This window comes from Sorangium sp. So ce406, assembly GCF_051474675.1.
Classification (GTDB): Bacteria; Myxococcota_A; Polyangia; order Polyangiales; family Polyangiaceae; genus Sorangium; species Sorangium cellulosum_G.
In genome coordinates this window covers 2,145,052-2,169,550 of sequence record NZ_CP150340.1, presented here as the reverse complement: position 1 = coordinate 2,169,550, position 24,499 = coordinate 2,145,052, and the positions used below count along the sequence as shown (strand labels likewise).

Below are 24,499 nucleotides of genomic sequence, written 5' to 3'. Positions count from 1 at the left end.
GTTGCCCTGGCGAGGCAAACGCTGCTCAGCGCAGCGCTGGACGCAGACCGCGGCAGCGACGGGCCAGCACGGGGGCGCCCTCTCCCCACGCGCGACATGCAGTGCTCAGCAGGATCGCGGGCCCGCTCCGCGGGATCTCCGGTTCCGGCGACGCAACGCTCGTCGCGTCGCGCCCGGCGCCCGCGCCGGTGACGCGCCGTCAGGGTCCCGGCAACCTCGGTCGGGCTCCCGGGAGATGGCCGCGGGCGGCGGCGCCTCGCTGCTCCCGGGCGGAAGAGTGATCGAGACCGGCCGACGCGGGCATTCAGAAGGCGTTCCGAGTGACAGCCGGGCGTTTGCATCGAGATTGGGGAAATACGACCATGGCAAAGCGCGTGAGCCGAAGAATCTTCCTCCGGGGGCTGGGCGGCGCTTGCGTCGCAGCGCCGTTCCTCAGCTCGATCGCCGACCGCACCGCAAAGGCCCAGCCGGCCACGCCGCCGAGGCGGCTGATCGTGATGTACACGCACTATGGCTGCATCACGACGCGGTTCTTCCCGAGGAAGTCGCACGGCCCGCTCACCGCCGCGGACCTCGAGACGACGACGCTCAAGCACCTGACGCCGTACGTCGACAAGCTCCTCATGCCCCGAGGCATCCGCGCGATGAACGAGTGGACGGCGAAGATGGAGCGGGGCCAGGGGAACGATCGCCACTTGCAGGTGAACGCGTCGTTCTTCACGTGCCACCCGGTCACGCCCAACAGCGACGATCCGTTCAGCTTCGACCAGGCGACGAAGTTCAACGCCAGAGCGACCGGTCCGTCGCTGGACCACGTCATCGCACGACAGCTCAGCCCGGAGGGCGAGCCGCTGCTCATGCAGGTGGGGAACTTCCGCGACGGTACGTCCTCGGCGATCTCGTACTCGGCGCCCGAGACCGTGTATTCGGGTCTGGGCGCGCCGGCGGCGATCCTGGCCAAGCTCACGGGCCTGTTCACAGACCCCCTCCCCTCTCCGGACACGTACAAGGCCATCCGCGGCAAGAGCATCATCGACCTCGTGCGGGACGATCTCGACACGCTCGCGCGCTTCGACATGAGCCACGCGGACAGGAACAAGCTGGAGGCCTGGAAGACGCTTCTCCACGAGACCGTGAGACCCGTCGCTTCTGCGCAGTGCGACGCGTCCCTCGCCACGGCGCTCGGCGCGACGCAGGAAAACGTCGACCTGGCGAGCACGCGCCCGAGCGCCGACGACGTGCTGACGCGGCGAATCTCGGACAGTCTCGACGGCGCGGACCTCTATTCGAACCTCGCCGTGCTCGCGGCCGCGTGCAACGCAACCCCCGTCATCTTCCTGAAGTACCCCCCGAACTTCCTTTTTCGGGGGCTCGGCCTGACGATGGAGAGCGCCAGTCTCTCGTATCGCCTGGGCAATGCGGGCATGCAGGGCACCTGCGTCACGGGTGTGATCGACATGCTGCTCAAGATCGACGACTACTATGCGAGGAAGCTCGCCCACCTCGTCGAGCAGCTCAACCGCATCGACGAGGGCGACGGGACGCTCCTCGACAACAGCGCTGTCGTATGGTTCCAGGACGCGTCGGACGGCTGCGCCCGCAACCTCAACAACCTGCCTATCGTCCAGGTCGGCAGCGCCGGCGGCTATTTCAAGACCGGCTGGGCCGTGAACGTCGAGGACGGCTCGCCCGATCTCACGACCGGCAACAGCGAGATCGTGTGTGCCGACGGCGCTCCGAACGAGGTCGACGGGACCACCCAGGCCACGGGGACCGACCCGTCGCTCGCGAACGCGCCGATCAACAAGTACTTCTGCAACTTGATGAACGCCCTCGGGGCCACGGCAGGCAGCGACGGCTTCCCGGCGCCGGGCGGTTCGGAGCCGGTGACCCACTTCGGCATGTACGACCGCACGGAGGACTTCATCGGTGGCGGGATCAATCCCCCCACCATCCACGATCCAGGCGAGTTCGCCGCCCTCAGGGCGAGCTCCTGAGCGGTCTCGTTCCGGGTAACGGAGGGTTGATGATGCCGGTGCACAGCAGGCGGGTTTGGTATTGGGCGCCGATCGCGGCGGCAGGGCTCGTCGCAGCAGGAGGCCCGTTGGCTTGCGGCAGGACGATCCCTGACGCTCCAGGCGTCGCGGGCGCCAGTGGAGGGGGAAGCTCCTCCGAGGTCGACGGTCCCGGGGCGGCCGGGGACGGGGCGACTGGAGGAGGCGCTGGAGGACGTGGCGCGGGCGGAACCACGGGCAACGGCCCTGGCGCGGGTGGCCTGCTCGACTCGACCGGGTCGAGCGGCGGCGGCGCGGCAGCGAACTCGGGCGGCATGGACGCGGGCGCCACGAGCGGCGGGGCTCCGGGTGGAACCGGCGGCAGCGGAGGGGCGCCCGCGGAGCTGGACTGCGCCACGGCGCGGCCCAGCTCGAGCTCGCTCGATCTGAAGCACCAGGTCGATGTCGACGACTTGCCGCCCATCTCGGAGGTCCAGGGGGACCTGATGCTCAGCGAAGGGGTGAACCGGCTGCAACGCCTCGGCTGTCTACGCCACGTCACGGGCACGGTCACCATCCGGTACACGCGTAGCCTCGCCACGCTCGAGGGGCTCGAGCGGCTCGAGTCCATCGCGGCGGGCTTGACGATCGAGAACAACGATGCGCTCGCGAGCACGACGGGGCTTCAAGGCCTGAAGACCGTGGGGGGCGCGTTGATCATCGATTCGAACATCCGCCTCACCGACCTGAGCGGGCTCGAGAGCCTGACGACGGTGCGCACTGGCGGCATCCGGATCGAGGACAACCCCGCCCTGGTGAGCCTCGCCGGGCTGCGCAGCCTGACCGCCACGGGCACAGTGACGCTCAAGTCCAACGCGGCTCTCGAGAACCTGCAAGGCCTCGGCGGCCTGAGTCAGCTCGCCAACCTCCTCGTCACCGGCAACGCGAAGCTCGGGAGCCTCGAGGGGCTCTCGGCGCTCGAGACGATCTACCAGGATCTCAACATCGTGAACAACCCCGTGCTCACTTCCCTCGATGGGCTCTCTGCGCTCCGGGCGATCGAGCAATATCTCATCATCTCGAACAACCCGGAGCTCACCCGCATCGATGCGCTCTCTTCGCTCGAGCGGATCCACCACGGCCTCGAGATCACGACGAACCCGAAGCTCCCCACCTGTGAAGCGGAAGAGCTCCGCGAGCGGACCGGCGTTCCACGAGCGACCCTGATAGACAACGACGACACGGCGACGTGCCCCTCGGCCGAGCGTTTGCATTGAGGCAGGGGAATACGACCGTGGCAACGCCCATCAACCGAAGCATCTTCCTCCGGGGGGCCGCTGGCGAACATCTTCGGAATCCTCACGCACATCGACGGCATGGCGGAGTCACGAGGATGACCGCGCGCCCCCCGCTCACGCCGAGAAGCCGCCGTCGATGGTCAGGCTCACGCCGTTGATGTAGGTCGACTCGGGCCGGGCGAGATAGGTGACGAAACGCGCGATCTCGTCGGGATCGGCGATGCGCTTCTCGGGGCTCGCGTCGCGCACCCAACCGACGTGCGGACCGTCCGACGGGTTCATGTCGGTCGTCGTCGGGCCGGGTTGGACATTGATGGCCGAGATGCCGCGCGGCGCGAAATCCCACGCCAGCCCGCGCACGAGCCGCGCGACCGCCGCCTTCGTCATCCCGTAGACGGCCGAGCCGGCGCCCATCGCGCGCTCGGCCGTGTTGCTCCCGATGACCAGGATCTTCCCGCCGCGCGGGAGGTGGCGCGCAGCGGCCTGGGCGGCGACGAACACGCCGCGCACGTTGACGGAGAGCATCCTGTCGAAATCCTCGAGGCGGTACTCGTCGGCGTTGCCGAAGATCAGGACGCCGGCGTTGTTCACCAGGACGTCGAGCCCGCCGAGCGCCGCCGCGCCCTCGGCGATCGCGCGCTCGAGCGCGCTCGCGTCGGCGCTGTCGGCCTGGAGCGCGATCGCGCGCCCGCCCGCGGACGCGACGGCCGCGACGAGCTCTCGCGCTCGATCCGGCCTGCTCACGTAGGTGAAAGCGACCGCCGCGCCGTCGCGCGCGAGGCGCCTCACGATCGCGGCGCCGATGCCCCGCGACCCGCCGATGACGATCGCCTTCTTCCCTGCGAGCGGCCCCGTGTCGTCGTTCATGTTCAGCTCCTTTGCATCGTGCGTTGTCATTGTCGTTTTTGAACAATCAGTCCAAAATAGCGCGCGGCGATGGCGCGAGCCGAGCGGGCGCCGCGCGTTCAGCGCGGGCGCAGGCTCTGCACCGCGAAGGCCGCGACGTCGCGGAGCGCTTCGGCGCTCGCGCCGGCCTTGGCCTGCACCTTCATTCCGCTGAGCGTGGCCGCGAGGAAGCGAGCGGCCGCGCGGCTGTCGATCCCGCGGCCGATGTCGCCCCTCGATCTGCCCTCGTCGATGGCGTCCTTCAGCACGGCCTCGAGCAGCGCGGCGCTGGTCGCGGTGAGCGCGCGCACCTCGTCATCGTCGCGGGCGAGCTCGCACACGGCGTTCACGCCCATGCAGCCGAGCGATCGCGCCCCGTCGCGCGCCTCGGCGAGCTCGACGAGGACACGCTCGATCGCCGCGAGCGCCGTCGGTCCGGCCCGGAGCCTCTTCATGATCGCGGCGACGCCGTCGGCGTTGTAGGCGCGGAGCGCCTCGAGGAACAGCCGTCGCTTGTCGCCGAAGGTGTCGTAGAGGCTCTGGCGGCCGATCCCCATCGCGCGGACGAGATCCTCGGTCGAGGTGCCGGCGAAGCCCTTCTCCCAGAAGACCGGGATGGCGCGCCGGAGCGCCTCGTCGCGATCGAACTCCTTGGGACGGGCCACGGAGACAGCATGACGATTCTGGACTACAAAGTCCAGAACTATCGTCAGCCCTTCGCGAGCCCTGCTCTACATCACGCGCTCGCCGTGATCACCGCCCCACCTGGCAGCCGGGGCCGGTCACCTCGTGCATGGGCTCTCCCGAGGCCAGCGCCTCGAAGCGCGCGAGCAGCGAGGGCCAGCCGCCCTCGAAGCGGGCGCGCAGCGCGGCGGCGTCCTTCGGCACCCGCTCCCAGCCGCGGTGCTCGAGCTCGACGCGCGTGTGCGCGCCCAGCGCGAGGAACAGGACCTCGACCTCCTGCGCCTCGCTCGCGGCTCGCCCGGGGTGCCAGGTGATCACGAGCCGGCCGGGAGGCTCCCAGGCGAGCACCGTCCCCCAGAGGGTCTCGCTGCCGTCGCTCCCGCGCTCGTACACGCGGCCGCCGACGCGCTCCTCGATCGCGCACGAGACCGCGGGGCTCGCGCCGGCCGAGCGCGCCGCGAGAGGCCACCACGACGAGATGCGCCGCGCGAAGAGGTCGAACGCGGCGGCCGGATCCAGCGGGACGATCAACGAGCGACGGATGGGCGGGAGCACGCTCACCGCGCGCCTCCCGCATGGACCGCGGCGCCGCCCCGCGCGCCTCGCGTCGGCGAGCCGGGCGGCCTTGCCGTGACATCTGACATTCAGTGCCTCCTCTTTCGCTCGGCCTCCTCGACGGCCGCAGCCTGGAACGCGCCGAGGACGTCATCCCAGAAGCCCTCGATGTACGAGCGCAGCGCGGTGAGCCCCCCGAGATCGACGCCGTAGAAGTTCTGGCGCCCGTTCTTGTGGCAGCGCAGGAGCCCGGCCTCCTGCAGCACCCGCAGGTGCTGCGAGACCGCAGGGCGGCTCACGCTCACCGTCTTCGCGATGTCCCCCACCGACAGCGGGCGCCCGCGCACCCGCTCGAGGATCTGTCGGCGCGTCGGATCCGCGAGCGCCGCGAGCACCTGGCCTACCGGGTCCACACCGTAAGCATGCGCAAACGCCTCCACCACGGCAAGCAGAAATGGCTTGACCAGCGGGACGACATTGGTAAGTTGTGACTTACCAATTGGAGTGGCCCGTCGACGTTCGTGCGCCGCCTTGGCGGTGACGTCGAGGCCGCTCCCCTTGTCTGAGGAGCTCGCCATGACTGCCCTTGTCGTCCACGGAACGCCCGGATCGTCGTACACCTGGAGCACGGAGATCGCGCTCGCCGAGAAGAACGTCCCTTACGAGCTCGCCGCCGTCGCCTTCGGGGCGCACCGGGTGTCGCCGCACCTGGACAGGCACCCTTACGCCAAGGTCCCCGTGATCGAGCACGACGGCTTCACGCTCTACGAGACGCAGGCCATCCTCCGGTATGTCGATCAGGTGTTTCCGGGCGAGCCGCTCCAGCCGAGCGATCCGCGCGAGGCCGCGCGCATGAACCAGATCGTCGGCATCGTCGATGCGTATTTCTGGCGGGCGGTCGGCCCTGGCATCCTTTATAACCGACTCTTCCCCGAGTCCTTGCGCGGCGGCCCGCCCGACGAGAAGGCCGTGCAGGCCGCCATCCCCGTGGCGCGGACGAGCCTCGCGCAGTTCGATCGGTTCCTCGGCGACCGCGCGTACCTCGCGAGCGAGCGGTTCACGCTGGCCGACATCATGGTCGTGCCGCTCGTCCACTACCTGCTCCTCACGCCCGAGGCGGCGCTCCTCGAGCCGCACCCGCGCCTCCGCGCGTGGCACGAGCGGGTCGTATCCCGCGAGAGCGTGCGCACGACGGACAAGAAGCCCTTTCGAGCGAGCTGACGGCGGAGATCGCGCCGGGCTGCCCCGCGGCGGGTGTGCCGTCGCTCGACGACATGAAGGCGATCCAGGACACGGCGCCGGCGCGGCGGGGAGCCGGCGGGCGGCGCGGAGTCCCACAAGGTGGTTGGCGAGCGACCGCGGTGTCGGACGGCGCTCGCGGTGTAGGTCTCTCGCGCTCCGATCGAGAGCGCGGGAGGCGCTCGCCGCGATAGCCCCTTGTGCCACCGTCTCTGATTCTGGCAGGCTCATCCCTGTCGCCTCGCGGCGGTGTCCTCGCCTGCGATACGCCCGCTCGCGCGGCGAAGCGCGGCGTGTTCGCCGGGATCCGCGCGATCGGGGGAGCGAGGGTGGGGCATGGGAACAAGCGTCGTTGTCGAGATCGAGAGAGCGATCCGCTGTGCCGCCGTGCTGCTCGGCGTCGCCGCGCTGGGCGCGTGCGGCGCGGAGACACCGCCCTACGACGACCTGCCGCTGCGCGACGCGCTGAGCGCCGCGCCGGAGGTCCTCGCGGCCTTGCCCGACGAAGCCCTCCACGACCTCGCCGTGCGGCTGGAGGAGGCGCACCGCGCGGCGGGCGGAGAGACGGCCATCGCCGACGCGGAGATCGCCAGCGTCCCGGCGCTCGTCCGCAGCGCGGACGCGGCGCGGGAGGATCGGGGCGAGGACGCGATCGTCCTCGGCGCCCTCGAGCCCTCCGCAGAGGGGTTCGTGCTCCGCGCCTCCTCCGTCGCGTCCGCCGCGGCGGAGCGCGGGCGCGAGGGGCCGCTCGATCGGCCCGTCCTCGCGGGGGAGCCGGCGTCGCCGGAGACCGCGCGGCTCGAGGAAGCGGCGCTCGACGGCCGCGCCGGCGTCGTCCTGGCGGAGCTCGCGCGGCGCGCGGACGCGCGCGACCTCATCCGCGTCACCGGCCTGCCCGCGGGCGTGGTCGCCCTGGATCGTACGGTGTACGTCAACGCCGCGTGGCTTGTCGCGCTGGGCGCCCTCTCGCCCCCGGACACGCCCGCGCGCCTCGCCTCCCCGGGCGGCGACGTCGCGATTGTCACGGGGCCCCGGATCGAGCCGAGATCCGTGGACGCCAACCCCTACCACCTCCCCGGGTCGATCGCCGAGTGCGCCGCCGGCGTGCGGGACGTGTGCACCTGCGCCGTCGGCGGGTCTTGCGACCATGAGCGCACGGACCCGGCCTTCGCGGATGCCCAGGCGGAGTGCGCGTGGGTGAACGCCGACGCGCTGAACGCCGAGGCGCTCTGCGTGCTCGCGCTGATGAGCATCGAGGGGGTGAAGGAGTGCGTCTATTCCGCGGGCAGCGCGTGCGCCGCGCTGCCGATCGCGGGCCGCGAGGGCGCGCTCGCGTTCGCCGCCGACGATGGCTGCATGACCGTGCTCGACCGCTGCCTCCAGTACGGGAGGCCGACCGGACCGGCGGTCATCCCCAGCGGCGCGCCGAGCGGCACGACGGACTCCAGCGGCTGCAACGGCGGCAGCGGCTGCGGCGGCGGCTGCAAGGGCTGCAACGAGGACGTCGCGGGCTGCAACCAGAACTGCAGCGATTGCAACCAGAACTGCCGTGACTGCAACCAGAACTGCCGCGATTGCGACGAGAACTGCAAGGACGGCGATCCCTCGGCGGGCACCGGCTCGGGCGCGAGTTGCAAGGTGAGCGCCGGCCGGCGCGATCCGGGAGGTGGCCGCGCGGGCGCGCCGTTGCCGCTCGGCGCCGCGTTCTGGTGGGCGGTGCCCGCGGGCTACATGCTGCTGCGCATCCGGAGGCGCGCGTGAGCGGCGCCGTGATGCTCTGGCTCGGGCGCCACGGGCTGCCGCCGTGGCTCGCGCCGACGTACGCGGTGATGGTCGCCGTCGCGGGGCTCCTCGGCGCGGCGGCGTTCTTCTGGCTCGTGCGCCGGGACCGGGGCGACCAGGCCGTCGAGGGCCGCGCGCTGCTCGCGGGGTACGTCGCGGCGCTGCTGGGCGGCCATGTCTTCGAGGCGCTGCGCGCCGCGCCCGAGGCGCTCGCGCGGGGCTCGTGGGGTCCGATGCTGCACGCCGGCCGCGCCGCCTACGGCGGGCTCATCGCGGGCGTCGTCGTCGCGGTCCTGGTGCTGCTCCGGCGCGGCGCGGCCGTGCGCCCGTTCCTCGACCGGCTCGTCCCGGGGCTCGGGATCACCTACGCCTGCGTGCGCACGGGGTGCTTCCTCGCGGGGTGCGACTACGGCCGCGTCACGGCGGGCGCGCTGGGCGTCCGGTTCCCCGCGGGCAGCCCCGCGGCGGAGGATCACGCCGCGGCCGGCTGGGTGCCCCTCGGCGCGCCGAGCCTGCCCGTGCACGCGACGCAGCTCTACGAGGCGGCGCTCGGGGCGCTGGCGAGCGGGATCGCCGCCTTCTGGCTGGCGCGGGGGCACCGTGACGGCCGCGCGTTCGGGACCTGGCTCGCGCTCTACGCGGCGGGGCGGTTCGCGATCGAGCTCCTCCGCGGCGACGCCGGGCGCGGCGTTTACGGCGGGCTCAGCACCGCCCAGCTCGTCTCGCTGGCGCTCCTGGTCGGGCTCGCGGCGGCCGCCCTGTGGGCTTGCCGTGGGCGCCGCGCTCCAGCCACGGCGGCCGCGCTGCTGTCGCTCGCCTCGCTGGGCCTCGCCGCGGGCGACGCCGCGGCCCAGCCGGCGCCCCGCGCAGCACCGACGGCGGCTCCGCCCGCGGGGGCGGGCGCAGCGCCTGCTGCGACGCCGCCGCCGGCGCCAACCCCGTACCCGCCGCCGCCCGCAGGGTACCCGGCGCCAACCCCCTACCCGCCGCCTCCAGCAGGCGGATACCCGGCACCCTACCCCTACCCCTACCCGGCGCCAACCCCCTACCCGCCGCCTCCAGCAGGCGGATACCCGGCACCCTACCCGCCGCCTCCCGCCGGCGCATACCCCGCGCCCTACCCGCCGCCTCCCGCCGGCGCATACCCCGCGCCCTACCCGCCGCCTCCCGCCGGCGCATACCCCCCGCCGTCGCATCCCCCGCCCGCAGCCGGCGAACAGCAACCGCCCGCGGCCGTCGAGCCGCCGTCCGGGCGCACGCCGGATTCGTCCCCGGAGCCCGCGGCCGCGAAGCCGGGGACGAACCCCCAGGTGGAGGCCAATGCGCGCCGGATGGCGCTCTCGGTCGGGCTCTCCGGCTACTTCGTCCCGGCGCGATTCGCGGTCGAGGACGGGGTGTCTCTGGATCTCGGCGCCGTGGCGCGCGTCCCCGTGAGCGATGCGCGCCGCTTCGAGATCGGCGTCGAGCTCCGGGGTCTCTTTGCGCCCGACGCCGATCAGCTTGCGATCGGCGTGCCGCTCCGATTCACGATGGGGGTCGGCCCGCACGTCGAGATGTCGGTCGGGATCACGCCGGGCTACCACCGCATCTTCTTCGAATCACCCTACTTCGAGAGCGTGGGCGCCTTCGGTGCGCGCTTCGCCTGGGGGATCCAGTTCCCGATCGGCGCGCACCTGTTCGTCGGCCTCTCTCCCGCGAGCTTCCTCGTGCTCGGGTCGGACGACGTCGATGCGCTGGTCGCGTACGAGCCCGGGCTCTGGGTCGGCACCGGACTGCTCTGAGGAATGGAGCAGCTCGATCTTCTCATCGAGCACGCCGACGAGCTTGTGCTCGCTGTCGGCATGACATGGCGCTGCCCTGGCGGCCGTGGCCGGTGCCTAGGCGCGCTCGACTCTCGTGGCGACGATCAGCCCTGACGACCAGCAAAGTTTGGTCGCCACGAGATGCTCATGCCGCTCGAGGGTGGCGATGAGCTCCGCCACCTTGGGGGCGTGTCCATCCGGCCAGTTGGGCTGAGGCAGCAGGTCATCGATGACGTAGAGGCCGCCGGGCTTGAGCAGGCTCAGCGCCTCCTCGAGGGCGTGGAACTTGCCCGGCCATGTATCGGCGAAGATGAAGTCAAATCGCTGCTCCTGGACCGAGCGCAGGAAGGCCTCGCCATCCATGTTCTTGAGCGTCAGGCGGCGGTCGCCTCCGAGGTGCTGCCGCGCCACGGCCTGGACCTTCTCGTCGCTCTCCACGGAGGTGAGCGTGGAGCGAGAATCCATGCCGTCGTGGACCCAGCAGGTCGAGATCCCTGTGCCGGTGCCGAGCTCGAGAAAGGCGCCGGACTTGGCGGCTGCGAGCGTGCGCAGGAGCGCCCCTGTCTGTCTGTCGCTGGCCATGTTGAAGCCGATCTCGGCGCTGGCCCGCTCGATCTCGTCGAGAAGAGCAGGCGGGTTCAGGTGCTCCAGGTCCTTCATGAGAGGCTCCTTCTTCGTTCGAGTGCTACCCCAACACCTCTCTCCCGTACCGACCGAGAGAGCCAGCGGGGGAGGGAGTGCGTCGCGGGGGGGCGGCGGGGCAGGCCCCCACAAACCCGAGCGCCGGCCCGCAGCGCAGCGACTCCCTCCCAGATCGCCTCCCCGGCTCACGAGGCAATAGCCACCAAAAGGCGCGAGTTTGTGGGACCGCCCCGCCGCCCCCCCGCGACGCACTCCCTCCCCCGCTGGCTCCGCTGCAGCCGGCTGGACCTACCCCACCGCGATCTCGTCGAACCTCTCCGCGACCACGTGACGCCCCCCCGCGTCCCGCGCCGTCCCCGGCCGGAGGATCTGCGCCGTGCGCATCCCTGCCGCCGCCGCCGCGTCCAGCTCGGCCACCACGTCCGACAGGAACAGCACCTCCCCCGGATGCACCCCGAGCGCCTCCGCGATCCGCTGGTAAGCCGCCGCCTCGCGCTTGGGCCCGGTCGTCGTGTCGAAGAACCACGTGAACAGCCCCGCCAGATCCCCCGCCGTCGTGTGCCGGAACAGGAGCTCCTGCGCCTCGACCGAACCGGAGCTGAACACCGCGAGCGTCACGCCGCTGCCTCGCCACCGCCGCAGCGCCGGCTTCACGTCCGGGTAAACGTGGCTCCGCAGCCCCCCCGACTCGTACGCGCTGCGCCAGATCTTCCCCTGCAGCACCTTCAGCGACGTCTCCTTGCGATCCTCGTCGATCCACGCCAGCAGCGCCGCCGCGAGCTCTCCGTCGCTCACGGCCTCCTCGCGCGCGCCCCGCTCGCGCGCGACCGCCCCGCGCGCCGCCTCGACCTCGGGGGAGCCGGCGTGCGCGGACACGTACCCGGCCAGGTCCCGCCGCGCCACCGAGAACAGCGTCTCGTGGACGAACCGCACGTCGGTCGTGGTCCCCTCGATGTCGACCAGCACCGCGCGCGCAGGGATCGCGGCCACGCTCATGCCTCCCTCACGCCTCCAGCCGCGGGAAGCGCGACGCGATATCGGAGCCCGTGTGCTCGGCGACCCACCCCTTCGGGTCGGAGAACCACCGGATGCAGGTGAACGACGGCGACGGCCCCATGTCGAACCAGTGCCGCGTCCCGGCCGGAACGCTGATGAGATCGCCCTTCTCGACAAGGAACGCGAGCACGCGCTCCCCCTGGTGGATGCAGAACATCCCTCGCCCCTCGACGAAGAAGCGCGCCTCGTCCTCGGTATGGATGTGCTCGTCCAGGAACTTCCGCCGGAGCTCGGCGTGGTTCGGGGTGTCCGGCGAGACCGAGATCACGTCCGCCGTGACGAACCCGCACGCGTCCGAGAGCCGCTTCACCGGGCCGGCGTACGCCTCGAGCACCTGCGCCGGCGCCGTCCCCGCGGGCAGCGGGCGCTCGGCGGACCAGCGCTCGAAGCGGATCTGCGACGCGGCGGCGACGCGGGCGATGTCCTCCAGCGCCGTGTACTCCTCGGCCTTCGTCGGATCGCTGTCCCGGTAGACCCGCAGCAAGCTCATGAGATGCTCCCTTCCAGCAGCGCGCAGTCGAGCATGAACTCGAGCGCCTCGATATGGCGGCTCGTCTCGGTGGTGTCCGCTCCCCACGTGTAGAGCCCGTGGCCGGCGATGAGATAGCCGTGCACCGGCGGGTGCGCCGACATGAACGCCTCGACGTCCTCGGCGAGCTTCCGGATGTCCTGCGTGTTGACGAAGACGGGGAGCAGCACCGTGGCATCGTGCGTCGTCGTCCCGGAGAGCGCCTTCGCCACCTCGTAGCCCGCGAGCGTCACGTATCCCTCGTGCGCGCACCGGCGCGACAGCACCGTCGCCGCCCGCGAGTGGGTGTGCGCGACCGCGCCGATGGCGCGGGAGCGCCGGTAGAGCTGGCAGTGCAGCGCCGTCTCGGCCGACGGGCGCCCCGCGGACGGCCCGGTCAGGCGGCCTTCCAGGTTGACGACGACGATGTCCGACAGGCCGAGCGCGCCCTTGGGCCGCCCGGACGCCGTGATCGCGAGCGTGTCGTCTCCGAGCCGGGCGGAGAAGTTGCCGCTGGTGGCCGGCGTCCAGCCGCGCTCGCTGCACCAGCGGGACAGCTCGATGAGCTCGGTCGCGACCGAGGAGAACGAGGCAAACGACGTCCGGCGCGCGCTCACCGCGCGACGATACCAAACGCACCGCGGCCGATCAACGCGCCCGCCCGGCCGCTCGAGCCGCGGAGTCCGGGGAGTGGCTCGCTGTCCGCGCCGCCCGCGCCCCTCACGGCGCCGGCAGGCGCTCGGCCTCGCGCCGTCCAGCGCGGTCTCGCGCGCCGCGGAGCAGGCCGGCCCAGAACCCGAGCCCGTGCGCGGCGTGCAGCGCGGGGAAGATGCCGCAGAGCAACGGGAAATCGCGGGGCGAGCCGCGCAGCGCGAGCCGGAGCGACTCGGCGACCACGAGCGCGGCATAGGCGAGCGACGCGAGCGCGAGGGCCGGACGGACGGGCGGCAGGAGCGCGGAGGCGAGCGCGAGCAGCGCGAACGCCGTCACCAGGAAGAACGGCAGCACAGGCCGGAGCGACAGGAGCCTCCGTCGGCAGCGCAGCGTGCGCGCGCGCCCCGCGCCGTAGGCGAAATACTGGCGCGCGAGCGCCGCGAAGGACGACCGCGGGTAGTAGTAGGCGACGATCTCCCGGGAGAGGTAGACCGCGCCGCCGGCCTCGATGATGCGCTGGTTCAGCTCGGCGTCCTCGTTGGTGATGGCGTCCGGGTCGTAGAGGCCGGCGATCTCGAACGCCTCGCGACGGAACGCCCCGTTGAAGACGGACTCGACGAACCCTTCCCGCGACGGGTCCCGGTAGGCCGAGCCCCCCACGCCGAGGGGGCTCGAGAGCGCCGCGCAGAGCGCCCGCTGGAACCCGTTCCGGTGGCGCGCCCGCGCCGCGCCGCCCGCGTTGAGCGCGCCGGTCCTCCGGAGCGCCGCGACCGACGCAGCGACGTAGTCGTCGGCGTAATCGGCGTGCGCGTCCATGCGGACGATCACCTCGCCACGCGATCTGCGAATGCCGATGTTCATCGCCGCGGCCTGGATCCGGGCGGGGTTGTGGAGGAGCGTCACCCGCGGGTCCTCCGCCGCGACGCGCGCGACGATCTCCCGGGTGCTGTCGACCGAGCCGCCGTCGACCACGAAGATCTCGAGCAGATCCGCCGGATAGCGTTGCCGGAGGGCGCCGCGGAGGACGTCCTCGATGTAGCGCTCCTCGTTGTAACAGGGAATGACGATGCTGCACCGCGGCTGCTCGGCGAGCGGCCGCAGCGTGAGACGCCCGCCCCGGGGCGCGCTCGCGGCTGGATTCATGGACTCCCCCTCAGGGACTCTCGCGGGCCGCACCGGCCCGACGCCTGGCTGCGGAGGTGGATACAAGTGAGAGGCCAACAGGTCTCGATGGGTCGGCCCGGAGCAAACTGCACTGCGCTCCAGGCTCACGCCGGAGCAAGGAGGAGAGCGAGCGGGCGATGTCGAGGGGAGAGAGACGGCGAGAATCGATGTCGATGGCCGGGGTTCACCCCATGACCAGCGTCCACGCCGCAGACACTACCGTGTCACCGAAGCCGGCCCAGGCCCCGTGATGGAAGAGAATTTGAACCACAGAGGCACAGAGGGCACAGAGGGGAGAGAGAGAGAAGATATATATCTTCTTCTTTCTTCTTCTTTCCTCTGTGCCCTCTGTGCCTCTGTGGTTCAAATTCTCTCATGAACCAGGGACGCACGCGGGCGACTGGTACTAACGTCCCCGGCGCACCACCCGCGCGATCTTGCGCGACAGCACGTCCGGCGCGATCGGATAGCGCGCCACATCGGCCGCGCCCGCCGCCACGAGCGCGTTCATCCTCTCGGAGGAGAGCCCGGCCGCGCACACCACCGCGCGCACCCCGGGCGCCGCGCGGCCGAGCGCCTCGAGCAGCGCGCACGCGGCGTCCACGTCGGCGCCGGCGTCGATCACCGCGACGCCGAGGCCCGACTCGGCCAGCGCCGCGGCGTCGGGCACCTCGGCGAGGTGGATCCCCTGCGCGTCGAGCCCGATCTCGCACGCCTCGCTGAGCCCCTGCCCCGCCGGCGCGATCCGGAGCAGCGCGACCGCTTGCTCCGGCGCAGGCTCCTGCCGCGTCGCCTCGCTGTCCGGCCACGCCGACGCGCGCTCGCCCCGCCCCTCGACCGGCACCTCCCCCTTGCGCCCAGGCAGCCGCCGCGCCTCGGCCTCCCGCGACAGCGCCTCGTCGAGCCGCGACCGCGCCGCCGCCGCGCTCTCCGGCCGCCGCTCCGGCAGCTTCGCCAGCAGATCCAGCCGGAGCCGCTCCAGGAGCGGCGGGACCGGCGGCGCCCCGGGCGGCCGGACCAGGGGCGGCGGGATCGAGAACATGTGCATCGCCATGAGCTCGACCGCGGGCAGCCCGGAGAATGGCGGCTTTCCTTGCAGCAACACCGTAAGAATACAGCCACACGCGTAGAGATCGGAGCTCGGGCCCACAGCGAGCGAGCGGCATTGCTCGGGGCTCATGTACTCCGGGGTGCCCGCGATCATGTCCTCCGACGTGAGCGTCGGCCCCGCGTCGAGCGGGTCGTCGAGGTGCGCCAGGCCGAAATCGACGACCTTGGCGACGCGCTGCCCGTCCTGCTCCGCGAGCAGCACGTTCTCCGGCTTGAGGTCGCGATGAACGATGCCGCTCGCGTGCGCGGCGCCCACGCCGTCGAGGATGTCCGCGAAGATCGACGCCACCTCCGCGAGGTCCGGGAGCTCGCGCGACGCCCGGAGCCGCGCGGCGAGCGACTGGCCCTTGAGCAGCTCCATCACGAGGTAGATCACCCCGTCGTCGTCGTCCTCGTCGCCCCCGAGGTCGAGCACCTTGACCACGTTCCGGTGCACGAGCCGCGACGCGGCGCGCGCCTCGCGGAGGAACCGCCGCCGGCTCTCCGGCAGCGTCGCGATGTACGGGTGCATCGTCTTCACCGCGACCGGAACGCCGAGGAGCACGTGCTCCGCCTCGTAGACCTCCCCCATCCCGCCCGCGCCGAGCAGCCGCACGAGGTTGTACTTGCCGCCGAGGACCCGCCCGACGCCCGCCCGCGACGACGAGCCCGCGCCGGGCTCGTCCGAGGGGAGCGTCTCCGCCGCCGCGACGCCCCCGGGTGGACCCCCTGGCGGCGGGACCATCACGGTGGCCGGCAGGCGCGTGTGCGCGCCCTTCAGCACGGTGCGGTCATCGCCCGCGCCTCCGTCCGGCGGCCGTCGCGCGCCGTCGCCCCCGCTCACGGCGGCGCCTCGCGGAGGCCGACCGCGATCTGCGCGGTCACCGGCCCCTCGCCCGCCCCGCGCCACGGGCTCACCCGCACCGACAGCGCCCCGAACAGCGCGCCGCCCGCCTCCGCGCCCGCCGACAGCGCGCCGAGCACGTCGTTCGCGCCGCCGTCGCGGTGCACGAGGTGCAGATCCAGCGCGCCGTGCAGCCGGAGCCACGGCGCCGCGTCGGCCGTGCCGCCCGCCACCAGGAAGCCCTGCGCCGGCGGCGCGGCCAGCTCGCCGCCGCCCGCTGCGCTGCCCTCGCCCGCCGCGCTGCCGTCGCCGCCCGCCGCGCTGCCCTCGCCGCCCGCCGCGCTGCCCTCGCCCGCCGCGCCGCCCTCGTCCGCAATGCGGATACGGGCTCCGGCGTTGACCACCCAGGTGAGCCGGCCCGCCGCGCCGCCGAGCGCGACGCCGGGCTCGACCCGGACGGGCGGGACCGCGTCGGCCAGCGGCACGCCGAGGCGCAGCGTGGGGCTGAGCTCGAACGCCGCGCGGCCGAGGCGCACGACGCGGAAGCGCGCGCCGAGCCAGCCGGCGCTGCCCGCCGCCTCGCCGTCGCCGGCCGGGCTCGAGCGGAGCGCGACGTCGAGCCCCAGCGGCCCGATCGCGCCGCTCGCGCGCACCTGGCCCGCGGCGACCCAGCCATCCCCGACGCGCGACGCGGCCGCGCCCGCGGCCACGACGGCGGGCGGCGTCGGCCCGAGCCAGAGCACGTCCGCCACCGCGGACACCGGCAGCATCGGGACGTACGCGCCCAGCACGGGCAAGACCGGGGGCGCCGGCGCCGTGGCCCCCGGCGACCCGGCCTTCGCGGCAGACAGATCGACCTCGCGCGTGCCGAGCACCCCGCCGCGGCCGTCGGCGACGTCGAGCCGGACGCGCAGTGGCTCGCCGGGGCGCGTCGCCTCGGGGGGCAGCGGGATCCGCGCGGTCAGCGCGCCCCCGCGGTCGCCGCCCGTGAGCGCGGCCGAGCGCACCCCGCCCGGCAGGTGGGCGATGAGCCGCGGTGCCACCCGCTGCGCGACGTCGATCCCCTCGAGGCCGTCGAGCTCGACCCGCGCCTCGAGCGCCGCGCCGTCCGCCGCGCGCGAGGCCTCGATCGCCGCGCCCACCGTCGTATACCGGACCGGGAGCGACGTCACCGCGCCGGACGCGGCGCCGCCGCGCTCGCGCAGCCGCAGCTCGCGCGGGGCGCGCTGGAGCAGGTCGATGCGCTCGGGGACCGGCCCGAACGCCCCCTCGTCGATCGCCAGCTCGAGCGCCGGCGACGGCGTGAGCTCGACGATCCCGTACGGGTTCGCGGTGATCTCCCCCGCCGACGGGGCGACGCCCCCGGCGGCGCGCGCGGCGACGAGGTGGAACCGGCGCACCGCCCCGACGCCCAGGTACTCCTCGCGATCGATGACCCGGACGCGGAGGAAATAGGCGCCGGCCGGCATCTTCTCCGCGCGGAACGACACGACGTCCGGCTTCACCTCCTCGCGGGCGACGAGGTCGTTGAACTCCGGGTCGCGCGCGACCTCGACCCGGTAGCCGGCCGCCTGCGGCGCCGGCTTCCAGGACGCCGACAGGACGCCGAGCCCGGCCGGGGCGAGCGCGATCGGCGCGACCTCCGCGGACGTCTGCTCCGTCCACTCCGGCCGCGGCGGCAGCGGGCGCGGGCGCGCGGGCGGCGCCCTGCCCACGAACCGGGTGCCATGGTCCTTCGGGACCACGACCGAGAGGCCGCCCGAGGTGACGTCCGCCTTGCCGTCGAACACCGCGACCGTCGTCCGCTCCCCGCGCCGCTGCACCACGGTGTCGCGCGACGACGCGCTCACCCGGCCGCCCCCGCTCGCGACATCGACCGTCTGGCCGCGCAGCGCGGCGAGCGCCGCCTTCACCTCGCCGTCCGAGAGCTCGACGGCCGCAGGCGGCGTCGTCGACACCCTCGTCCGGCTCGCCGTACCGTGGATGACGACGAGCGTATTCGGCGCGAGCAGCACCCGAGTCCGATCCACAAACTCGATATCTGCGCGCCCCTCGTCCAGCGTGTTGACGCTCGAGTTCGCGATCAAGGGCATCCCCGGAGTCGCGGGCGACCAGGCGCCGCCAGCCGGGCGCGCGCGCACGTCAGGGCGCATCGCGCGGATCTTCGCGTCCGGGATCGACGTCACCTCGGCGGGGAGGACGAGCGTGAGCCCCTCGGCGAGCGTCGCGCCCGGGCCGCACGCGACGCGGTTATATCGCTGGATCAAACCAACATGGCTGGACGAGCCGTAGAGGACCTTCGCGATGTCATCGCAGGTCTCTCCGCGCTGCACACCCCACTGGATGACCGCCTCTGGATATCCGGGCGTCGGCTCTCTGCCGCTCGCCGCGCCGACGTAACCAACGTGGCTGGCGCAACCGAGGAGCACCGCGATAGCGACGGACAGGCCATTTGACGATGCCACGCCCGCGGCACGCTACCGGATCGAGATCGGCGTTGCAAGGGACCAGGCAATGGGATACGAGCAGACCGATGGCGTATTGGTCGGCGCGCGTCATCGCGCCCCTCCTGGCCTCCCCGCTGCTCGTCGCCGCCTCGTTTTCCAGGCCGGCGGCGGCGCAGGAGGCCACCGCGCTCGACAGGCTCGCTCCCGCGCCCGCGGGCGACGGGCTCTCCACTGTCCCTTCTGCCGGTGTGTCGGGCGAGCTCCGGCCGGCGGTCGGACTTCTGCTCTCGTATTCTCATCAACCGCTCAGCGTGCGCGGGACAGAGCCTGGCGACGGGGCGGCAACGTGGGTGGACCGGCAGGCGATCCTCCATGCGCTCGCGAGCGTCGAGCTCCTGCGCCGGGTCAAGCTCGACCTCGACGCGCCGTTCGTGCTGGATCAGGGCGGCGCGGCGCCCGCGATCGGCGACATCCGCGTCCCGGCGCCCGCGGGCGGCATCGCCGTGGCCGATCTCCAGGTGGGCGGACGGGTGGCGCTGATGCCGCAGGAGGGGCTCCGGCCGGCGGCGGCGCTCGGGCTCTCGGTCTGGCTGCCGACCGGCGACGAGGCGGCGTTCTCCGGCGCGGGCGCCGTGCGCTACGCGCCGCGGGTGATCGTGGGGGCGGAGCACCCGGGCTTCCGCTGGGCGGCCTCGGCGGGGGGCCGGTTCCAGCAGGCCTCGGGGGACAGCCTGACCGGCAGCGAGGTCTTCCTGGCCGCGGGCGTGGGCGTCAGCAAAGGCCCGCTGCAGCTCGGGTCGGAGCTCTCGGTCTGGGCCGCCGCCGGCGACGCACGGGCGGTCGAGGTCCCCGGCCGCGCGGGCGCGGAGGGCGTGGCGATCGAGGTCCCCGGCCGCGCGGGCGCGGAGCTCCTGCTCACGGCGCGGTGGTCGCTCGGCCCGCTCACGCTCGACGCGGGCGCCGGCCCCGGCTTCGGCAGGCTGCCCGGCACGCCCAAGGCGCGGTTCTTCGCGGCGCTCGGCATCGCCGCGGACGTCGTGCCAGCGCCCGCCGCGGCGCCGGCGGCCACCGCGGCCGCGCCGGCGGGGCCGGGCGGCGATCGCGGCGGTGCGGCGCGGGCGGCGGCGCCCGTCGCCGACCTCGACGGGGATTCGGTCCCCGACGCGGAGGACGCGTGCCCCCGGGTCATCGGCGAGGCGCGCCCGCCGGCCGCGGCGCCGGGGGCGCGGCCGGCCTTCCGGCGCGGCTGCCCGCCGGACCGCGACGACGACGGCATCTACGACGTCGACGATCGCTGCCCGGACGTGCCGGGGGTGAGCAGCGCGGCCGCGGACGAGGTGGGAGCCGCGCCGGAGGGACCCGCGAATGCGGGGTCCCAACCCACGTCCGAGAGACCCGCGAATGCGGGGTCCCGCCCTACGTCCAAACACGGCTGCCCCGCGGACACGGACGGCGACGGCATCCCCAACGCGGCGGACGCCTGCCCCTACGAGCGCGGCAAGCCGAGCGAGGATCGCGCGACGCACGGCTGCCCGTTCGCGGTGCGCATCGAGGGCTCGCAGATTGTCATCCTGCAGCAGGTCCAGTTCCCGACCGGCAGGGCCGAGATCGAGCCGGAGAGCTTCGAGCTGCTGTCCGAGGTCGCGGCGGTCCTGGAGGAGCACCCCGAGATCGCCCGGGTCGCGGTGGACGGCCACACGGACAACCAGGGCGCGGATCAGGCGAACCTGAGGCTCTCGCAGCGCCGCGCGCTCGCCGTGGTCGCGTGGCTGACCGCGCACGGCATCGACGCCCGCCGCCTCGAGGCGCGCGGCTTCGGCCCGCGCCGCCCGATCGCCGACAACCGCACGCGCGAGGGCCGGGCCAGGAACCGCCGGGTGGAGTTCCAGATCCGCAAGCGCACGGACGAGGGCGCGGCCGGCTGGAAGGACGGCCCCCTTGACTGACGCGCCGGGCGCGCGCGGAGGCCCCGGCGTGAGGGCGCTCTCGCTCAAGACGAAGGCGATCGCGCTCTTCACGGCGATCGCGCTCGTCCCCGTGGCCGCCGCCGTGGCGCTGCTCGCCGACGTCAACCAGCGCGCCGTGCGCACGTCCGAGGAGAGCCTGCAGGCGGCGATCCTCTCCGAGGTGGCCTCGGCCTCGATCCAGCTCGTCCGGGATGTCGAGAGCGACGCGGTCGCGGCTGCGGCCATCTTCGGCCACGCGGCGGGCGGCGCGATCCGGGACGAGGACGCTGTCGCGTCGGTGCGCGCCCTGGTCTCGACGCGCGCGCTGATCGACGCGGTGCGGCTGGAGGTGCCCGACGCGGGGATCAGCACCGTGATCCGCAAGGCGTCGACCGGCGCGGACGTGCCCGCGGCGCCGCCGGCGCTGCGCAGGCTCGCCGATGAGCACGGCGTCGGCTTCGGCGTGGTCGGTCCGGCCCGGGGCCTGCTGGTGGCCCGCGTGCGGTTCCCCGGCGAGGCCGCGGGCGCGGCGGGCGCAACCGACGCGGCGGGCGCGACCGCCGGCGCGGCGGCCGGCGGCGCGGCGGCCGCCGACGCGGCGGCCGCCGACGCGGCGCCGGGCAGCGGCGCGGCGCCGCCTTCCCCGCGCGGGCCGGCCGGCTACGTGGTCGCGCCGGTGGGGCTCGACGCGCTCGAGCGCGACCTGGCCGCGATCGCCCAGCGCCGCTTCGGCGGCCGCGACGTGCGCCTGCTCATCGCGGGGCACGATCGCCGGGCGATCGCGGCGTTCGGGGTCCCGGGCGCGGCGCCGGGCAGCGACGTCTCCGCCTTGCCGCTCTGGGGCAAGCTCCCCCCGGCCGCCGTCTGGACCGAGAGGATCAGCGTGCTCGCCCCGCACGACGAGGGCGACCAGCGGATGATCGGCGTCATCGAGACGCTGCCCGACCTCGGCTGGGCGGTCGCGATCTGGCGCCCGGAGCCGGTGGCCTTCGCGGCGCTCGACGAGATGCGGCGCCGCGGCGCCGCCGTCGCCGCGGGCGCGCTGCTGCTCGCGATCGCCCTCGCGGCCTTCGCCGCCCGGCACGTGACGCGCCCGATCCTGCGCCTCGTCGCGCAGGCGCGGCTCATCGGCGCCCGGCGCTGGCGCGAGATCGCGCTCGGCGACGCGCAGCCCGCCCGGCGCGACGAGATCGGCGAGCTCACCACCTCGCTCCGGCGCATGGCGGCGGACCTCGAGCAGGGCGAGGCCGACATCGCGCGCGAGGCGAAGCTCCGCGGCGACCTCGGCCGGTTCATGGACAGGGCCGTCGTCGACGCGATCGTCCGCGGCGAGCACCCGCTCGCCCTCGGCGGCAAGCGGGCGGCCGTCTCGGTGCTGTTCGCCGACGTCGTCGGCTTCACGCCGCTCGCCGAGTCGCGCGACGCCGAGCGCATGGTCGCCCTCCTGAACGAGCTCTTCTCGATGCTCACCGAGATCGTGTTCCGGCACGGCGGCACGGTCGACAAGTTCATCGGCGACTGCGTCATGGCGGTGTGGGGCGCCCCGCTCCCGCAAGAGGATCACGCGCGCCGCGCGCTCGCCGCCGCCGAGGACATGATGCGCTTCCTCGAGACGGCGAACGAGGAGTGGCGCGAGCGATACGATATCGAGATCCGCCTCGGCGTCGGCGTGAACTCCGGAGAGGCGATCGTCGGCAACATCGGCTCCGACAAGCGGATGGAGTACACGGTGATCGGCGACGTGGTGAACGTCGCCTCGCGGCTCGAGGCCATCGCGGCGCCGAACCAGGTGCTCGTCTCCGAGGCGACGAGGCTCCTCGCCGGCGACGCCTTCCCCCTGCGCGCGCTCGGCGAGCGCAACCTCACGGGGCGCAAGACGACCACGGCGGTCTACGCGCTCGATCCTGGCTGAGGGGCGGGGCGCGCCCGCCCGGTCTCCTCCGGGGCGCAGGCCGGCGGGGCTGCCGCGAGCGACCGGGCGACGCCGCGCCGGGCGGCGCGGGCGAGCAGGTCAGTGGTGCACGGCGTTGATGATGCCGTCGAAGAACTCGGCGCAGCCGACGGCGTCGAGCATCCGGCTCCAGTGGAGCCCGTCGAACGGCTGCGGCAGGCCGTGGTTCGTCAGGAGGACGCCGATGATCTCGTGGTCCGGATCGACCCACATGAACGTGCCCGCGCCGCCCGCCTTGCCGTACGAGCGCGGCGACAGGCGCATGCCGCCGTTGGAGAACCGCCTCGTCCAGAGCTCCCAGCCGAGGCCCTTCGGGGTCAGGAGGAGGTTCTCGATGGGCGAGGTGTCGGTCGCCGCCTCCGTCACCTGGGGCGTGTTGTTCCGCTTCATGCGGCGGACCAGGTCCGGCCGCAGGATCTCGGCGCCGCCGTAGGCGCCGCCGTTCAAGATCATCTGGCAAAAGACGGCGATGTCCCTCGCCGTGGAGAAGACGCCGTCGCAGCCGGTGACGCCGCCCAGCGCCCAGTCCTGCTCGTCCTGCACCTCGCCCCGGCACAAGTGACCCCGGAGGTCGGAGTACGCCGTGGCGGCGACGCGCTCGTGGAGCGCCGGGGGCGGGTTGTACATCGTGTCGTTCATGCCGAGAGGCCCCCAGATGCGTGTGTCCGCGACGGTATCGAGATCTTGCCCCGCGGCGGCCTCGATCATGCGTCCGAGGAGGCGGTAGGTGAGGTCGCTGTAGAGCACCGACGTCCCGGGCGCATACTCGAGCGGCGTCTCGGCCATGAGCCGCCAGACCGTCTCCTCGTCCGCGACGTCCAGGAACTGGTTGTCCACCGGCAGACCGGCCGAATACCGGAGCATGTCGTGGACGGTGATGGCCCCCTTGCCGCTCGCGGCGAACTCCGGCAGGTACCTGGCGACCGGAGCGTTCAGCGCGATCACGCCCTCCTGGACGAGCGCGAGCGCCGACGCCGCCGTCGACAGCACCTTGGTCATCGACTGCAGGTCGAAGATCGTGTCGAGCGTCACCGGCTCATCGACGCCGGCGACCTTGGCGCCGAACGCCCGATGACCCACGACGACTCCATGGCGCGCGACCAGCGCCGTGGCGCCGGGGAAGAGTCCATCGCTCACCCGGCGCTGGATCCGCGCGAAGACGTCCTCCAGCCGATCCGAGCTCATGCCCACGTCTTCGGGCCGACCCGCGGTGAGCGTGGTGCAGTCCACGCCTCTCCAGGCATCCGAGCTGCCGAGCGCCGGCGCCGTGGCTGCCACCATGGCGAACTGGGTCATTCCTTGCAAGAACTGCCTGCGGTCGAACGCGCGTCGTTGTTCGTTCATGGCTCTTCCAACCTTGCTTTCATCAAGAACAAAGGATTCCACGGCGTCGCCCCGGCAGCGCCGGAGGCTTATTCAGCGTGGGCGTCCGTCGCGATGAATGGCAACATGTACGCCAGCGCTGCACGTTTCCCCTCCCACGTTCTGCGTCGCCAACAATACCTGCTTTCGCGCCGCCTTTTCAGCCGAGAGGCCGGGCGCGCCGCGTCCAGTTGAGTTGGCACGACGGGAATCAGCGCGCAATCGATTGCGGGATGACGCAAGTGGATGTGCGCTCGTCTCGACATCCTGGACGACCGCGGACGGCCGTGGACGAATGCGCAGCACGGTTCCGACCGCGCTTCCACGCGGCGGTGGACGCTCTCATTCGAGCGTCGCGCCGCGGGCGCTGCCGCGCCATCCGGCGGCGCGCCCGCGCCGCTGGATCGACGCGGACGGGACCTCTCGACGTGCGCCCCACGAGGTCAGACGGCCACCGCGAGACGAGGCCTCCACGCGAGCTGGCGCGAGGGCCGCCCCACGATCTGCCCACCACCCCGTCTGCCGCGCTCATTCACCGGTTCTGGTTTGTCTCCTGCCAAACAGCTCTCGTGGCTGCGTGGCCACGTGAACCAAGTG

19 protein-coding genes are annotated in these 24,499 nt (G+C 73.2%); 7 read left to right on the top strand and 12 right to left on the bottom strand.

Annotated elements, in window-relative coordinates; genetic code table 11:
* Positions 1-374 precede the first annotated feature (374 nt).
* Together WME96_RS08065 and WME96_RS08060 are read left to right on the top strand one after the other, a co-directional pair.
* The gene (locus WME96_RS08065; RefSeq protein ID WP_437289587.1) at positions 375-1,997 is read left to right on the top strand and encodes a DUF1552 domain-containing protein; all 1,623 of its coding nucleotides are present in this window, start codon (positions 375-377) and stop codon (positions 1,995-1,997) included.
* A gap of 107 nt (positions 1,998-2,104) precedes the next feature.
* Positions 2,105-3,271: a hypothetical protein gene (locus tag WME96_RS08060; protein WP_437289586.1), complete on the top strand. Its 1,167-nt coding sequence runs from the start codon at positions 2,105-2,107 to the stop codon at positions 3,269-3,271.
* Positions 3,272-3,406: 135 nt separating this feature from the next.
* Here the strand turns inward: WME96_RS08060 and WME96_RS08055 are convergent, their stop codons facing one another.
* From WME96_RS08055 to WME96_RS08040, 4 genes are all read right to left on the bottom strand, one after another.
* Positions 3,407-4,159 carry an SDR family oxidoreductase gene (locus WME96_RS08055; protein WP_437289585.1) on the bottom strand — a complete coding sequence of 251 codons (753 nt, stop codon included), beginning with the start codon at positions 4,157-4,159 and terminating at the stop codon, positions 3,407-3,409.
* 98 nt (positions 4,160-4,257) lie between these two features.
* Complete coding sequence (locus tag WME96_RS08050; RefSeq protein WP_437289584.1) at positions 4,258-4,842, bottom strand: TetR/AcrR family transcriptional regulator; 585 nt, start codon at positions 4,840-4,842, stop codon at positions 4,258-4,260.
* Positions 4,843-4,930: 88 nt separating this feature from the next.
* Entirely contained in the window at positions 4,931-5,422 is a 492-nt protein-coding gene (locus WME96_RS08045) for an SRPBCC family protein (RefSeq protein ID WP_437289583.1), read from the bottom strand.
* Between the two features lie 83 nt (positions 5,423-5,505).
* Entirely contained in the window at positions 5,506-5,994 is a 489-nt protein-coding gene (locus tag WME96_RS08040) for an ArsR/SmtB family transcription factor (RefSeq protein WP_437289582.1), read from the bottom strand.
* Between WME96_RS08040 and WME96_RS08035 the strand changes: the two genes are divergently transcribed.
* From WME96_RS08035 to WME96_RS08025, 3 genes are all read left to right on the top strand, one after another.
* Positions 5,993-6,637, top strand: coding sequence for a glutathione S-transferase family protein (locus tag WME96_RS08035; protein WP_437289581.1), 645 nt, complete (start codon positions 5,993-5,995; stop codon positions 6,635-6,637). The two genes, WME96_RS08040 and WME96_RS08035, sit on opposite strands and share 2 nt — an antisense overlap.
* A 354-nt stretch (positions 6,638-6,991) precedes the next feature.
* The gene (locus WME96_RS08030; protein WP_437289580.1) at positions 6,992-8,416 is read left to right on the top strand and encodes a hypothetical protein; all 1,425 of its coding nucleotides are present in this window, start codon (positions 6,992-6,994) and stop codon (positions 8,414-8,416) included.
* Positions 8,413-10,218: a prolipoprotein diacylglyceryl transferase gene (locus WME96_RS08025; protein ID WP_437289579.1), complete on the top strand. Its 1,806-nt coding sequence runs from the start codon at positions 8,413-8,415 to the stop codon at positions 10,216-10,218. Before WME96_RS08030 ends, WME96_RS08025 begins: the two co-directional genes overlap by 4 nt.
* 96 nt (positions 10,219-10,314) lie before the next feature.
* Here WME96_RS08025 and WME96_RS08020 read toward each other — a convergent pair whose 3' ends face one another.
* From WME96_RS08020 to WME96_RS07990, 7 genes are all read right to left on the bottom strand, one after another.
* The gene (locus WME96_RS08020; RefSeq protein WP_437289578.1) at positions 10,315-10,899 is read right to left on the bottom strand and encodes an O-methyltransferase; all 585 of its coding nucleotides are present in this window, start codon (positions 10,897-10,899) and stop codon (positions 10,315-10,317) included.
* A 270-nt stretch (positions 10,900-11,169) separates the two neighbouring features.
* Positions 11,170-11,877 carry an acireductone synthase gene (gene mtnC, locus WME96_RS08015; protein WP_437289577.1) on the bottom strand — a complete coding sequence of 236 codons (708 nt, stop codon included), beginning with the start codon at positions 11,875-11,877 and terminating at the stop codon, positions 11,170-11,172.
* Between the two features lie 7 nt (positions 11,878-11,884).
* The gene (locus WME96_RS08010; RefSeq protein ID WP_437289576.1) at positions 11,885-12,427 is read right to left on the bottom strand and encodes a 1,2-dihydroxy-3-keto-5-methylthiopentene dioxygenase; all 543 of its coding nucleotides are present in this window, start codon (positions 12,425-12,427) and stop codon (positions 11,885-11,887) included.
* Positions 12,424-13,062: a methylthioribulose 1-phosphate dehydratase gene (locus WME96_RS08005; RefSeq protein WP_061619690.1), complete on the bottom strand. Its 639-nt coding sequence runs from the start codon at positions 13,060-13,062 to the stop codon at positions 12,424-12,426. The genes WME96_RS08010 and WME96_RS08005 overlap by 4 nt, the downstream gene beginning before the upstream one ends.
* A 103-nt stretch (positions 13,063-13,165) precedes the next feature.
* Positions 13,166-14,242, bottom strand: coding sequence for a glycosyltransferase family 2 protein (locus WME96_RS08000; protein ID WP_437289575.1), 1,077 nt, complete (start codon positions 14,240-14,242; stop codon positions 13,166-13,168).
* 427 nt (positions 14,243-14,669) lie between these two features.
* Positions 14,670-16,196, bottom strand: coding sequence for a protein kinase domain-containing protein (locus tag WME96_RS07995; protein WP_437289574.1), 1,527 nt, complete (start codon positions 16,194-16,196; stop codon positions 14,670-14,672).
* Complete coding sequence (locus WME96_RS07990; RefSeq protein ID WP_437289573.1) at positions 16,193-18,661, bottom strand: FecR domain-containing protein; 2,469 nt, start codon at positions 18,659-18,661, stop codon at positions 16,193-16,195. The genes WME96_RS07995 and WME96_RS07990 overlap by 4 nt, the downstream gene beginning before the upstream one ends.
* Before the next feature lie 68 nt (positions 18,662-18,729).
* Here WME96_RS07990 and WME96_RS07985 point away from each other — a divergent pair, with 68 nt between their 5' ends.
* Complete coding sequence (locus WME96_RS07985) at positions 18,730-20,589, top strand: OmpA family protein (protein ID WP_437289572.1); 1,860 nt, start codon at positions 18,730-18,732, stop codon at positions 20,587-20,589.
* Positions 20,582-22,501: an adenylate/guanylate cyclase domain-containing protein gene (locus tag WME96_RS07980; protein ID WP_437289571.1), complete on the top strand. Its 1,920-nt coding sequence runs from the start codon at positions 20,582-20,584 to the stop codon at positions 22,499-22,501. Before WME96_RS07985 ends, WME96_RS07980 begins: the two co-directional genes overlap by 8 nt.
* A 99-nt stretch (positions 22,502-22,600) precedes the next feature.
* Here WME96_RS07980 and WME96_RS07975 read toward each other — a convergent pair whose 3' ends face one another.
* Positions 22,601-23,884 carry a serine hydrolase domain-containing protein gene (locus tag WME96_RS07975; RefSeq protein ID WP_437289570.1) on the bottom strand — a complete coding sequence of 428 codons (1,284 nt, stop codon included), beginning with the start codon at positions 23,882-23,884 and terminating at the stop codon, positions 22,601-22,603.
* Between the last annotated feature and the right edge of the window lie 615 nt (positions 23,885-24,499).

What these genes read in the sequence shown, in the direction of transcription:
- WME96_RS08055 (WP_437289585.1), bottom strand. Translation starts at nt 4,159, where the DNA reads ATGAACGACGACACGGGGCCGCTCGCAGGGAAGAAGGCGATCGTCATC.
- WME96_RS07985 (WP_437289572.1), top strand. Translation starts at nt 18,730, where the DNA reads ATGGCGTATTGGTCGGCGCGCGTCATCGCGCCCCTCCTGGCCTCCCCG.
- WME96_RS08035 (WP_437289581.1), top strand. Translation starts at nt 5,993, where the DNA reads ATGACTGCCCTTGTCGTCCACGGAACGCCCGGATCGTCGTACACCTGG.
- WME96_RS08000 (WP_437289575.1), bottom strand. Translation starts at nt 14,242, where the DNA reads ATGAATCCAGCCGCGAGCGCGCCCCGGGGCGGGCGTCTCACGCTGCGG.
- WME96_RS08020 (WP_437289578.1), bottom strand. Translation starts at nt 10,899, where the DNA reads ATGAAGGACCTGGAGCACCTGAACCCGCCTGCTCTTCTCGACGAGATC.
- mtnC (WP_437289577.1), bottom strand. Translation starts at nt 11,877, where the DNA reads ATGAGCGTGGCCGCGATCCCTGCGCGCGCGGTGCTGGTCGACATCGAG.
- WME96_RS08040 (WP_437289582.1), bottom strand. Translation starts at nt 5,994, where the DNA reads ATGGCGAGCTCCTCAGACAAGGGGAGCGGCCTCGACGTCACCGCCAAG.
- WME96_RS07975 (WP_437289570.1), bottom strand. Translation starts at nt 23,884, where the DNA reads ATGAACGAACAACGACGCGCGTTCGACCGCAGGCAGTTCTTGCAAGGA.
- WME96_RS08030 (WP_437289580.1), top strand. Translation starts at nt 6,992, where the DNA reads ATGGGAACAAGCGTCGTTGTCGAGATCGAGAGAGCGATCCGCTGTGCC.
- WME96_RS08010 (WP_437289576.1), bottom strand. Translation starts at nt 12,427, where the DNA reads ATGAGCTTGCTGCGGGTCTACCGGGACAGCGATCCGACGAAGGCCGAG.